Consider the following 13369-nt stretch of genomic DNA (forward strand, 5'->3'; position numbering starts at 1 on the left):
TTAATTATATTTTTTACAACAGCGATATGAATAGCCCGATATTTAGACAACAGCAGGATCCAATTACAAAAGAATCAATTTTACAAGGAGTTCAGGTTGATTCTCTTATTAAAACTTATAAAAATTTAACGAATTCTGGAGATGTCGTAAGTTTTTCCAAATGGAAAGAAGCACTTCCGTCAGACCAATTAAAAAATATTATTTCAGACGTTCAATTAGGTAAAAAAAATATACAAGAACTATCATCATACATTGATACCTACACCTCAGCAGCTAGTAATTTAGGAACCGCTATTGATTTTACCACAGTAAAAACCACTCTGCTTAACTCAGCATTAAATGCAGGAATATATGCTGCTGTTACTGTCGCAATAAATCTACTGGTCACCGCATGGGATCAATTTAATGTAACAGTTGCAGAGGTCCAGGCAAATATTGATAATCTAAATTCCAAGCTGGGTCAGTTAACCAATTCAAGAAATGCATTAATAGAAAAGCGTAATATTTCTGGTCTATCTGCATCAGAGAGCGCACATCTTAAAGCACTTGAATCTGAAATAAAATACAACAAAGAATTATTAGAATTAGAAGAGGCAAAATACTATAAAAATTTAGTAGGAACTAATATCTCCGACAACTTTGATAGTGGCAGCATAAAAAAAGCCATCTTCGATGAAGTAACACCATCTTTGAGAAATAGAGACAATTTCATTAGTCTTAGTACAAAAGCTAACCTCGATCTTTCATCTCTGCGATCATACGAAGAAGAGATTAATTACATTAAAACTAACATGGAACATCTATCTAAAGGTTCCTATGAGTATACACAACAACAGACTCGTTTAAATTATTTATATTCTGAACAAGCGAAAACCATGAAATCTCTATCCGGTGTATACGACCAACTTAATCAGAAAAAAAATCTCTTTGTTAATTATGCCGATCAAATAAATGAAGCTATCGTAAGCGGAAAACTATCTGGATCCAGCTTGAAAGAGGCTCAGGAAAGATTAGCGCAAGTAAATGGAATGATTAAAGTTGTGGACGATCTCATGAAATCATCTGTAGATTATGTCACTGAGTCAAATGCAAGTGCCTCTACATTAGCATCCAGATTTCTCAATATTTCCGAAAATGACTTTGAAAATAATTTTTCTATTCAGGAAAGAGAGATCCTGGCCACTATTGTCATTCCAAGCAATGCAACCGAAGAAGAAGTCAAAAAAGCAATTGCTGAAGCCCAAGAAATTGCTAATGGCAATAAAATTAAGCTTAGTTTTACCGAAGAAGAAAATGGGGCTATTGATAATTATCAATCCTCTATCTCAATATTGCAAAAGGCACTCGTCAAAGTAAAGTCCAGAGATCTGAAGCCTGACGAATACATTGACCTCATTCAGCAGTTTCCATCATTACAAGAAAATACCAAAGATCTTGACGCTGCTTTGGAGGAATTAATCGATTCTCAGTTAACAACATTAAGGGATATACTTGGTGAAAATATTTCACCCGAACTAAGCGATGCCTTATCTAACATGGCCACTGATGCTAAAATTGATACAGATAATATTACCGAAAGTCTTTCTTCTTTAAAAGATGCTTATTCATACTTATCTGAAAATCCCGGGGATTTATCCTCCGAAAGTATCTCTTCTCTTGAGGATACTTTCGGAAGTTTATCTGGCTACGAAGGTTTCCTATCCGTTATATCTGATGGAACTGCTACTATTGAAGAGGTTCAAAATGCCTTTAATAGCCTCACAAATGAATATTTAAACCAACAGGGTATCTTAAATGATTTAGATTTAGCAAATGCAGACTATCTTGCTGGTAAATTAACAGAACTTGGGATCGCAAATGCCTATGAAGTTGTCTTATCTTCCCTAGGCATTTCAGAGCAGGAATACGCACAGATAAAAGCAATATGTAACCAGCAGGGTATTGATTTCAGCAACATTACATATGACGAAATACAAGCACTGTTAACTGAGGCAAATGTCTCTGATACCGCACAGCAATCCTTGTACTACTACGCATTACAAAAAGCACTTTCCAGTGAAAATCCACTGAATACTGTAGAAGATATCAATAATATTATTCAGCTAATTACTGCCTTGGGCGGGGCAACCAGCGCACTTACAGGTTATAAGGAAGCTAAAGAATCCGGTAATATCTTTGCTGAAACAATGTATATATTACCAGCTATTGTTGAGGCAAATACTGCACTTGATAAAGCCAAGAAATCTTTACCCCAAGCCCCAACTGTTCCTATGAAACTAGATTTCGATGCCGAATCCTTCAAGAAGAGTGCCACTTCTGCTAACAATACTGCTCAAAGAATCGGTGATTCAGTTAAAAATACAACTGACACTGTAAAAGACGCTGTTGCCGAAGCCAAAAAAGCTCTCGATGAATTAATGCAAAAATTTGATGAGTTGGGTAAAGGCCACGATCTTCGTCTAAGTCTTTTCACTGACCGCGATGACAAAATTCAGGATTCCATTAAATTATTAGAGTCTCAAGGCAACCTAGTTGGAAAAGCCTTCTATGAGCAATTAATAAATTCCCAAAACAAACAGATTCAGATACTAACCCAAAAGCGATCCGATCTCGAAAACTACCTGAACGAGAGCGTTTCCTCCGGTAAGATTGAAGTCGGAACCGAACAATGGTTTAAAATGACTCAAGCCGTCGAAGACACCAAAGACGAAATTATGAAATGCACCACCAACGTCGAAGATTTTCAGAATAAGATCAATGAACTACACTGGAAACAATTCGACAAATTCATAGACCGTCTGGAAGGCTTAGACAGCGAGATCAGCAATATTACGGATATCCTCTCAAAAAAAGATCTGGTAGAGGAAGATACCGGAGAATGGACAAAAGAAGGGCTCACCTCCCTTGCCATGTATGGCGAAGCCTACGAGCTGGCGATCTTCCGCGCTCAGCAGTACAGCCAGGAGATCCAAAACCTGAGTGAAGCATACCAGAGAGGCGAGTATTCCACCTTAGAGTATCAGGAAAAACTTCAGGAACTGCAGGATAAGCAATGGGATTCTATCAAGGCCTCTCAGGCAGCCAAAGAAGGGATCATTGAATTAAATAAGACGAGAGTCGATGCCATCAAAAAGGGCATCGAAAAAGAAATCAGTGCTACCGAAGAACTGATCAATAAGAAAAAAGAAGCTCTGGATATAGAAAAAGATGCTCACGATTTTCAAAATACTGTTGCAGAAAAACAGGAGGAGATATACAAACTTCAAAAACAGTTAAATGGACTTTCTGCCGATGATTCCCAGGAAGCTGCTGCTAAGAAAAAGAAGATACAGTCACAATTAACAGATAAACAAAAAGAACTCGACGAGATATATTATGATGAATCTGTTGATCAGCAGAAAGCTGCACTTGATACTGAACTTGAAAATTACAAAGCGGATCAGGAAAATAAAATTACCCTTCTTGAAGAATCTCTGACCAATGAAGAAGAACTTATTAAAACCAGTCTCCAAACTGTTCAGGACAATCATACAGCGGTATATGACACCCTTACACAGCTAGGTAATGAGTATGGTATTAAACTATCCGCCGCTATAATTAATCCATGGACAGAAAGTTCAGGTGCTCTGGCAGATTTTACAACATTATTTGATGAAAAAAAGAGCCATTTTACTACAGAATTAGGAAATCTAGGAAAAGATTTCGAAGCACTCGGTAATAAAGCGGATGAAGCTGCTCAGAAAATTCTGAATATGTTTAATCAAATAGATCAAGAATACAAGCCGATAGATACGTCACCAAGTTCTTCAGGGTCTCAAGCTGATAAATCAGATAAATCAAATAACTCTACTGGCGGGGGATCTAAAAAGAAACCGAAATATAAAGTATTTACTATATTAGGGAATGAAGTCAATACTGGAGAAAACTTTCAGACATTGGCTGAAGCCGTAGCATGGGTGACATCTGCTACTGGTAAAGATTACTACAAACAAAATAATTATTATGTAAAAAAACTAGCCAAGGGCACCCGTCACGCCTCCGCCGGCCTGGCCCTAGTCAATGAGCAAGGCACCGAAGCCATCTTCTCCAAAACCCCAACCGGCTCTTTCCATCTCATGAACGAGGGCGATCAGGTATTCACCAAGCAGCAGACCGACAATCTCTACCGTCTCTCCACCGCTGCCCCTTCTCTTCTTCTGTCCGCCATTGCTTCTCCCGCTCTACCTGGAACCGGAGCATCTCTCCAGCAGCACGCCAACTCCCCGACCAACATTGACATCAAATGTCCCGTATACATCCAGGGCAGCGTAGACAACCAGAATATTAAGAAAATTCAAAAACAGATAGACCATTCAATCCTCAAAGCAGTAGGACAAATAAATCAATCTATGTACAAATCAGGCGTCAGAAAAGTATAAAATCTAAATCCGGGACATGTCCGTTTTAATATGGACATGTCCCAAACTGTTTTGGACATGTCCCAAATCAATCTGGACATGTCCCCAAATATCCCAATATCAAAACAGCAAACAAATAAAATTTAGGAGGTGTTGCTATGCCCGTCTATGGAACAAGCTTTATATATGACGGAATCAGCTCAGATCGCTACCAATTATTGCTCGCCGGTATCGGCGACGAAACCGACGATGAAGTGGATATGGGCCTGAATGTGGAACCGCTGGTATCCGAAAGTCCGCTTCCCTTCAAACTGGATTACGGCATCCAGTATTCGAATCCCCTGTCCTTCCGGATCACGGTAACCCACAAAGACGGCTCGTATTTCAGCTATTTTCAGATCCGGGAAATTTCCGCCTGGCTCACCGGCCGGCAGCATCCCTGCTGGCTACAGATTCTCCATCCCGAATATGATGATGTATATTATTGCTGTCGGGCCACCGAGATCTATAAAAGAAAACAATATGGAAAAGTTATCGGCCTGAGTATTCTTTTTACCTGCAATTCATCCTTCGGCTTTTCCGATGAAATCATCAAAAGCTTCCAAATCGATAAACCCGACTACACATTCATCCTGTATAACGACTCTGATGAAGAGACACCTGTCCGTCCTCTCATCACCGCCCGAATGGACCCCGCATTTCCCACATTAAAGATTGAAAACCTGACCACCAATGATACCTTTCAGCTGGATCATATCCTCTCCGGCGATACGATCACCATCAATAATCAGAATCAATTCATCCTGATCAATGATCGTTATAAAAATCTGGGCTCAGACTTCAATCTTGGATGGATTCACCTGAAACGCGGTATCAATGAGATCAGGGTCAATGGAAACAGCACTCTGGAATTCCGTTACCGCTATCTTCTGAAGGGCGGTGATCTGTAATGTCATATCCCTTCCATTTATATGATATGCCTGATCCCCCCACCCTCTATCTGTGTGAAGTCGATAAGGAAATTCTTGGCGCGCTTCCCGCCATTGACATCACTCTCACCAGAAAGTTCAATGATATAGACCAAATCACCTTCCAGGTTCCCAGAGAATATACCGATCTTTACGGCACTGTAATTTTGACGCCCTTGTATGAAAAAATAGAGGCGCTCCGCTTGATCTATATTGAAAATTTCGGTTATTTTGAAATCCAGGAACCCGCTATTGAGAAAGACGCCGTCACAGAATATAAGGAATGTACGGCTTACAGTCTGCAATATGAGCTGACGAAAAAACGGCTGAAATCTTTTTATATTAATCAGTACAATGGGGAAGATATCGAAGGTGTCGAGCTTTGGAACATCGATCACTCCAAGTCTCTGCTGCACCTTTGCCTGGAGAAATTCCCCCAGTGGAATATCGGCAACGTGGACGCCGGCATCCGAAAACATATGCGATCCTTTGAAATCGATGAACAGGATGTATACAGTTTTCTTACAAAAGATGTGGCGGATACCTTCGGCTGCGTTTTTGTATTTGACACCATCACGAACACCATTGAGGTCTATGCCGAAGATAATATAGGAGAAGATACCAGTATCTATATTTCCTATGAGAATCTGGCCAATACGGTCTCCGTGAATTACAACGCGGATGATATCGTGACCTCCCTAACCATTCTCGGAGACGATGGTCTGGACGTGCGGAACCTGAACATGGGCCAGGACAGTGTACTGGACCTCTCCTACTATCACACGCCCGAGTGGATGGGGCAGGAGCTTTGCGATGCATGGAATGCTTATCTGGATAAATTCGATTCCAGGAAAAAGGAATACAGCGATCTGGCTGATCAGGTAGACACCAAATATCTGGAGGTCTACGAACTGAAGAACCGCAAACCTGCGCCTGGTGCGGAAGAAGCGGATTGGACAAAATATGGCCGCGAAGCACTATTGCGAAAAATCAAAAGTCTGGAGACCACGAATCTTTTTAAATGTGATCTGGGCTGGTCTGTTACGGATAATCCAAATTACCAGCAATATAAAGAGGAATTCGACAAGTTAAATGCGGCAAAAGAAGAGCTTGGAAAACGTATAAATGAGATCGAAGCCGTCGAGCAGGCGATCAGACAACTTCTAAAACAAATGAATGAAATTGCTTCCGAGGTCCATTGGAAAAATAATCTGACCCAGGATCAGCAGAAGAAAATCACCCGTTTTATAAGAGAAGATACCTGGCAGGATTCGAACTTTGTCGTTACCGATCACGATTCCCCGGCTGACGAGCAGAAGACCAGAAACGAGCTGTTAGTATATGGCAAAAAATATCTTTCGAAAATATCCAGGCCCCAGCTGACATTTTCTATGGATATGAGCAATATTTTTGCCCTGAAAGAATTCAAACCTTTGGCCGGCCGTTTTGATGTAGGTAACTATATTCATGTAACACTGCGGGAAGACTATTCCTTCCTGGTGCGGCTTCTGCAATACACGATCTCCTTTGACAATCCCTCCGAATTCTCCTGTGAGTTCGGAAATGCTATGCGAAGCAAAAGTGAATTCGATAACCATTCAGACTTATTGGACCAGGCCGTGACATCCGGGAAAACCGTGGCCGACTGGAAATCCTACTGGCAAAAATCTGCCGATAAAATCACGGATATCGATAAAATGATTAAGGACGGTCTCGACACGGCTATTACATCAATTCATTCCACCACTAACCGAAACGACATCACGATCGATGAAAACGGAATCCATCTTCGCATGATTGAGGAAGATGGGAGCTACAGCAAATGCGAGGCGGTCCTGACAGGTAATAAATTAATATATTCCGACAATAACATGGAAACAGCAAAGACCGGGCTGGGAGAATTCGAAGTTGACGGCCAAAAATTCTACGGTTTGATGGCTGAAGCGGTTTTATCCGGTTATGTCGGCGCATCGCATTTAGTCGCTAACGAAATCAGTAATGGAGATAAATTTACAGTCAGTACAGACGGCGATGTCACCGCCAAAAGTATTAAAATCCTGGGCGGCGAAATTACATGGGATGAAGTAAACCTGCCGGATAACATGGCCACTAAGGATGAGATTCCCAAAGTCCCCAGTTATATTAAAAGTACAAAAATCACTGCAACAACAATTGAATCGCCTACTATTATCGGCGGACATTTGCTGATTAAAAACAGTTCCGGCACGGTTTCCTCCGAGATTACATCCGATGGAAAATTAACGGCAACCGGAGCTGCGATTTCAGGGAATCTCACCGCTACCGGCGGTACGATTGGGGGATGGAATATCAGCAGTGATAGTATCAGCAGCCATGATGTATTTATCAGTTCTAATACATCCAAACACGCTTTCGCCGCGGGCGGCCACAACCCGGACGGCAGCGATGCATTGACGCGAATCGGACATAATGGGCAGCTATATACCCAGGATGCCATCATAAACGGGAATACGGAAACTGCAGCGAAATGTATCATCTATAATTCAGACCGAACATATCGTACGGATATGTTTGGTGGTGGGTTTCATATTTATAAGTCTGACGATACAGAACAGGACATTGTGACCAAGGCGAATACCGACTCTATTGTGGTAAAAAATTTTAAGAAGTCATCTCAAATGCGTTCAGATTACCTATCCGTAACAGATGGTGATGATGGTACCGAAACAATAATTAGGGCAGATGGCCCCGAGATAAAATCCGTAAGTACTATTAAATATAATATCACACCAGAGCAAAATCTGTTAAAGGATGTATTAGATACAGATATTTATTCTTTCCAATTTAAATCTAATCTAGCTAGAAATAATGCATCTGCCCATTATGGATTCGTAATTGGCGAAAATTATAATACCTCACCTAAAATCTTAAACCGTGATAGTAATAAAATCAATATGTACTCCGCCCTCGGCGTCCTCTGGGGCGGCGTCAAAGAACTAGCCGCCAAAGTAACCGCTCTGGAAGAAAAGCTGAATCAAATTACCAACTCCCAAATTCAAACACAACCCAACGAAACCCCAACCACAAACCAGGAGGTGAACTAATTTGCAAGAATTAGTAAAAATCGATATCGGCCGGTTCGAAGACCGGATTTTTGCTGAATTCCAACAGGGAGAACGCGACAGCCGCGTTCTCCTGGTGGAACCCCGGCTTCACGGGGAACCCTACATCATCCCCGACGGTGTAAAAGCAAAGATCCAGTACGACAAACCGGACCGTAAAACCATAACCAAAAATGTAGAAATCACAGACAACAAAGTAGTCATCCCCTTCACCGAGCAGATGTGTACCACCGAAGGCATCTGTGTATGCAAGATTTCCTTCTATACCGACACCCAGTTCGATTCATCAGGAAACGTCACCCAGGAAATCACCATACTAAAATCCGCCCTTTTCAAAATCAAAATCGCTGGCGGCATGATCGATGAAGCTCACATCATAAGCTCCGATGAGTTCAGCGATCTACTGGTCGCTCTTGGCCGGGCAGACAAAGTCGTCAACGACTTCGCGATCCTCAACGAAGAATTCCGGCAGATCTCCGATGACTGCATTCAGGCCACAGAAGACTGCCGCCAGTTAAATGCTGATGTAACCGCCGCCGAAGAACAGCGAATCCATCAGGAAAATGCAAGGAAATCCGCGGAAACGGCAAGAGAGAATGCAGAAGCCGCCCGCGGTTCCAATGAAGAAATCCGGCAGAACGCAGAGAATGTCAGAATCCAGTCGGAAAATTCCAGAAAAACTGCAGAATCCTCCAGAGTAACCGCTGAAACATCCCGCGAAACCGAGGAATCTGCCAGAGTAACTGCCGAGAATAACCGGAAATCTGCGGAATACTCCAGAGTAACCGCCGAAACATCCCGCAACTCCTCAGAGTCTGACCGGGCCGCAGCAGAAACCGCCAGGGCTCAGGCCGAATCTGCCAGATCCAATCAGGAAACCGCCCGAAAAAATGCGGAAACCGCCAGAGTAAACGCAGAAAAAACCCGGGTATCCCAGGAAAACAACCGAAAATCCGCCGAAGAAAACAGAGCGGACACGGAAAACACCCGCGTAACAGCAGAGAAAGCCAGGGAAACCGCCGAGTCTGCAAGGGCAACCGCCGAATCCAACCGGAAAACCGCGGAGTCAGGCCGGGTTTCAGAGGAAAACAAACGCAAAACCGCGGAGACAAATCGTGCCTCAGCAGAATCGTCCAGAGCTCAGACAGAACAAGCCAGAGTCACCGCAGAAACCGCCAGAGCCTCCGCAGAATCTGCCAGAGTAAAGGCCGAGGACACCAGGAAATCTCAGGAAACCAGCCGGGCCACAGCTGAGCAAGGACGTGTAAGCGCCGAGTCCGCCCGCGTTTCAGCGGAAATCGCCAGGAAAACAGCGGAGACTGCCAGACAGACAGCGGAAACCAAGCGTCAGACAGACACGGCAGCAGCCATTACCCGTGCCAACGAAGCCGCAAAAGCCGCAGAAAATATCGTAACCGGCGCGGATATCGTCACGAACGCTCAGTTAAACACCGTAGATAATAAAATAGGGACTCTCCAATCCTTACAGACTACGGCAAAGACAAATATCGTATCCGCCGTCAATGAGATAAAGAATACTATCCGAACGATCTCTACCATCCAGATTCCCGTCAGTCTCTGGTCTTCCAATTCCTATACCATTACAAACTCTCTGATCAAGGCTGACAGCATCTGTGATATTTACTTTGCTAACGTCTCTTTGGCGGAAGCAGCCAAATCCAAAATCACCGGCGAGACCTTTGATGGCCGTCTGGTCCTCACCGCCGGGAGAACTCCAGCAGCCCAATTAACGATTGATGTGATAAAGGTGGTGAATCCATAATGCCAGTACGATTAAATCTTGAAGGAGGGATCGACCCCTCACAGGCCAACGCCACAGAAAGCCAGGTACTGTCCGGAAGTACCTTTTACGCCGGCGCTGATTCCGACATCCGAACCGGCGCCATGACCAACCGCGGCAGTGTCACCTCTTCCTTAAATTGCGGCAGCAGCTATACGATCCCCGCCGGTTATCACAATGGAAGCGGCAAGATCACAGCCAACAGCCTGGCCAGCCAGACTTCCGCCACTGCCGGCGCCGCTCACATACTGACTGGAAAAACCGCCTGGGTAGGCGGAAGTAAGATAACCGGAAACATGCCGAACCGTGGCAATGTATCCGGCACTTTGAACTGCGGCGGTGCCTATACTGTCCCGGCAGGCTACCACGCGGGCAGTGGCCGAATCACAGCCAACAGTCTGGCCAGCCAGACCTCCGCTACTGCTTCAGCAGGTAACATCCATTCCGGATATACTGCCTGGGTCAATGGTTCCAAGATCACCGGCACCGCGGCGGTAAAATACTATTGGTCCGGGACAGGCTATATTATCAATAATAACTATTTGCAGGTCAGACCCGGCTTCAACCCGACCCTTTTATTCGGCCGTGCGCACCTGGCAGATTGGTGGTACACTGTGTCTCTGGATCCTTATGACGTAACTGTATCATGGCTCACCAAGCAAAATGACCATTGCTGGTTAAATACCGGAGTTGCGCGATATTGGGACGGCCCGGATATCCCGGGCTTCGGAGGCGATGGCCACAGCGGATCGGGAAACTATTCCGTCACCTGCAGCGCCTGACAAAATTCGATCAGGTTCCCTTTCCCGAAAATTTTTCAACTGAGAGGAGCGAACAGAACTTGTATCCAAATCAGAATTACCTCCCGGACCGCGAAACATCGGTCCGGGATATTTCCATTCGTTTTCCCTCCTTCACCATACCGGTGCAGTCTTGGGAAAATAATATATTTATCATGTACAGCCAGGAATTCCTGAACGGAATCAGCAGCGTCAATGTCATGTTTGATTCCCGTTCCCTGCCGGATGTTCAAAGATCCGGCATTCAATGCCTGGTAGAGGATGGACAGTTACTTTTTATAGCCACGAACGGAACTCCTGCTAAAAATCTCTATGTAGCGTCTGTGGAAATATGTAACCACATCTGCAATGAAAGGCTTTACGACAAATATGATTACGAAGAATTCAATCAAGGGAGGAAATCAATATGACTCAAACAAATTGTATCGTTGTTATCTACGACAACACCGGTAAAATATGGTACCAGGGCTCGGGCCTTGGAACCCCCGACGGCCTGCAGTATATGGAACTGCAGCTGGAACCCGGGGATTATGTGGAGAGCATGGACGTCACTACCACTCCGCATACTCCTATCGTCCACAAGGGAATGGTAACCATGGAAGAACTCAAGACACAGATCGAGGATCTGACACTGGCTATGGCCGAATTACTGGGGGTGTAAACAATGTCTAAATGGAAATTAAATATCTTTGTAAATGCGGTCAAAGTCCGAATGGAACGCGAAGAGCGGACTCCGGAGGAAATTATTGTAGAATACACCAAACTGACCGCCTCTGAAAAAGAAGAAATCCTGGCCCAACTGTAAGGCCAGGTACCTGAATGATAGATTTTAATACCAGAAAAACTTGATTCGAAAGGAAGTGATTCCCATTGAAGCAATAATCAGCTACCTCACCTCCCATATCGTCGAATGGCTCTTCGGTGCGGCAGCCACTCTCGCGCTGTTCGGCTATCACCGGATCAGCCGCTCCATTAAAGAACAGAAAGAAAAAAATGACGCCATCGCGGAAGGCATGCAGGCACTTTTACGGGAAAATATTATCCAGTCCTATAATCACTACAAAGAGAAAGGCTACTGTCCCATATATGCCAAGGAAAGCATCCGCAGAATGTACCAGCCCTACCACAAGCTGGATGGAAATGACGTGGCCACCAAATTAAAAGATGAACTTCTGGCCATGCAGACCGAAAAAGAAGTCCCCTCTTACGATACCAATTAACAAGCAAATAAGAAGGAGTTACACTATGTATACTGGAATCGATTTAAGTTATCACAATGGAACCGTCAATTTCTCCGGCGTAAGAGACGCCGGTTACCGATACATAATCCTGCGTGCCGGATACGGCAAAAACAATATCGATCAGGCTTTTGAACGCTATGCAGCCGCCTGCGTGAATCTGGATATCCCCTTCGGCATCTATTGGTTCAGCTACGCCCTGGACAAGGAGATGGCCCGCCAGGAGGCGCGCTTCGCGATCGAGGCGGTCCGCAAATACAGATCCAGATGCCTCATCGCCTACGACCTGGAATACGACTCCGTACGGTACGCACGCACCAACGGTGTCCACATCGATCGCGAACTGGCCACTGAAATGGCACGTGTTTTCTGTGAAGAAGTAACATCCGCCGGCTATATCCCCGTCCTGTATTCCAATAAAGATTATCTGAAAAACTACTTTGACCTGGACCGGATCGACGCTTATCTGTGGTACGCCCGATACACCTCCGGGTTAAGCGATTCGGAGAAACTCTCCTGTGCTATCTGGCAGAAATCTTCATCCGGAAAAGTTCCAGGTATCGGCGGCAAGGTCGATGTCAACGAGTTCTATATGGATTTTGAAAAGGACGACCCGTCTCAGGAAAATACTCCCGCCGCTTCCCAGCCTCCCGCCTGCAATCTTCACGTACTTCAGTTCCAGAAAGCAGCCAACGCCGACGGTTACCGGGATATGAACGGACTTCCTCTGTCCGAAGACGGCCTGGACGGGCCGAAAACCCGGTATGTACGGAAAAAGATTGCCCTGAAAGCGAAGAAATCAGGCATGAAAATATCCGTCGGCTCCAGCGGTGAGCTTGTAAAATACTGGCAGCGCCGTACGAACGAAATCCTGGGCACATCCATCAAAGAAGACGGATTATTTGGAAAGGAAACTCGCTCTAATACCGGCGCTTTGCAGGTAAAATTGAATTTAACCAAAGATTACATCGCAGGTTACAACTCACTGAGCGCGGTCTTTTATAATTAAACGAACTATCTGCGGTCTCGTATAATAATCCCGCTAACCGATGTCTTTTATAATA

The 13369-nt window shown here is 44.4% G+C and carries 10 protein-coding genes; all 10 read left to right on the forward strand.

All coding sequences use genetic code 11. From position 1 onward, the window contains the following. Nucleotides 1-26 precede the first annotated feature (26 nt). The 10 genes from KTH89_RS00865 (at nt 27) to KTH89_RS00910 (ending at nt 13314) form a co-directional block, all read left to right on the forward strand. Nucleotides 27-4418, forward strand: a complete 4392-nt coding sequence (locus KTH89_RS00865; protein ID WP_238720281.1) for a hypothetical protein — start codon at nt 27-29, stop codon at nt 4416-4418. A gap of 137 nt (nt 4419-4555) precedes the next feature. Continuing rightward, nucleotides 4556-5347: a phage tail domain-containing protein gene (locus KTH89_RS00870; RefSeq protein ID WP_238720282.1), complete on the forward strand. Its 792-nt coding sequence runs from the start codon at nt 4556-4558 to the stop codon at nt 5345-5347. After that, nucleotides 5347-8448, forward strand: a complete 3102-nt coding sequence (locus tag KTH89_RS00875; RefSeq protein ID WP_238720283.1) for a phage tail protein — start codon at nt 5347-5349, stop codon at nt 8446-8448. Before KTH89_RS00870 ends, KTH89_RS00875 begins: the two co-directional genes overlap by 1 nt. Before the next feature lies 1 nt (nt 8449). Then, on the forward strand, nt 8450-10249 hold the full coding sequence (locus KTH89_RS00880) for a hypothetical protein (protein ID WP_238720284.1): 1800 nt from the start codon (nt 8450-8452) through the stop codon (nt 10247-10249). Further along, the gene (locus tag KTH89_RS00885; protein WP_238720285.1) at nt 10249-11049 is read left to right on the forward strand and encodes a hypothetical protein; all 801 of its coding nucleotides are present in this window, start codon (nt 10249-10251) and stop codon (nt 11047-11049) included. The genes KTH89_RS00880 and KTH89_RS00885 overlap by 1 nt, the downstream gene beginning before the upstream one ends. A gap of 59 nt (nt 11050-11108) precedes the next feature. Continuing rightward, a complete protein-coding gene (locus KTH89_RS00890) occupies nt 11109-11477 on the forward strand; it encodes a hypothetical protein (protein WP_158343471.1) in 369 nt (122 codons plus the stop codon). Next, complete coding sequence (locus KTH89_RS00895) at nt 11474-11728, forward strand: hypothetical protein (RefSeq protein ID WP_238720286.1); 255 nt, start codon at nt 11474-11476, stop codon at nt 11726-11728. The genes KTH89_RS00890 and KTH89_RS00895 overlap by 4 nt, the downstream gene beginning before the upstream one ends. A gap of 3 nt (nt 11729-11731) precedes the next feature. Beyond that, nucleotides 11732-11872 (forward strand): hypothetical protein, encoded by a 141-nt coding sequence (locus KTH89_RS00900; protein ID WP_238720287.1) that lies wholly within the window; start codon nt 11732-11734, stop codon nt 11870-11872. Nucleotides 11873-11912: 40 nt separating this feature from the next. Beyond that, a complete protein-coding gene (locus KTH89_RS00905; RefSeq protein WP_238720288.1) occupies nt 11913-12287 on the forward strand; it encodes a hypothetical protein in 375 nt (124 codons plus the stop codon). Between the two features lie 25 nt (nt 12288-12312). Then, nucleotides 12313-13314, forward strand: coding sequence for a glycoside hydrolase family 25 protein (locus KTH89_RS00910; RefSeq protein ID WP_238720289.1), 1002 nt, complete (start codon nt 12313-12315; stop codon nt 13312-13314). The last annotated feature ends 55 nt before the right edge of the window (nt 13315-13369 follow it).

Origin of the sequence: Diplocloster agilis, from assembly GCF_019042275.1 — a bacterium.
Classification (GTDB): Bacteria; Bacillota; Clostridia; order Lachnospirales; family Lachnospiraceae; genus Diplocloster; species Diplocloster agilis.

Excerpts from the sequence above, each read along its gene's own strand:
- KTH89_RS00865 (WP_238720281.1), top strand. The coding sequence starts at position 27 with ATGAATAGCCCGATATTTAGACAACAGCAGGATCCAATTACAAAAGAA.
- KTH89_RS00870 (WP_238720282.1), top strand. The coding sequence starts at position 4,556 with ATGCCCGTCTATGGAACAAGCTTTATATATGACGGAATCAGCTCAGAT.
- KTH89_RS00875 (WP_238720283.1), top strand. The coding sequence starts at position 5,347 with ATGTCATATCCCTTCCATTTATATGATATGCCTGATCCCCCCACCCTC.
- KTH89_RS00885 (WP_238720285.1), top strand. The coding sequence starts at position 10,249 with ATGCCAGTACGATTAAATCTTGAAGGAGGGATCGACCCCTCACAGGCC.
- KTH89_RS00895 (WP_238720286.1), top strand. The coding sequence starts at position 11,474 with ATGACTCAAACAAATTGTATCGTTGTTATCTACGACAACACCGGTAAA.
- KTH89_RS00900 (WP_238720287.1), top strand. The coding sequence starts at position 11,732 with ATGTCTAAATGGAAATTAAATATCTTTGTAAATGCGGTCAAAGTCCGA.
- KTH89_RS00910 (WP_238720289.1), top strand. The coding sequence starts at position 12,313 with ATGTATACTGGAATCGATTTAAGTTATCACAATGGAACCGTCAATTTC.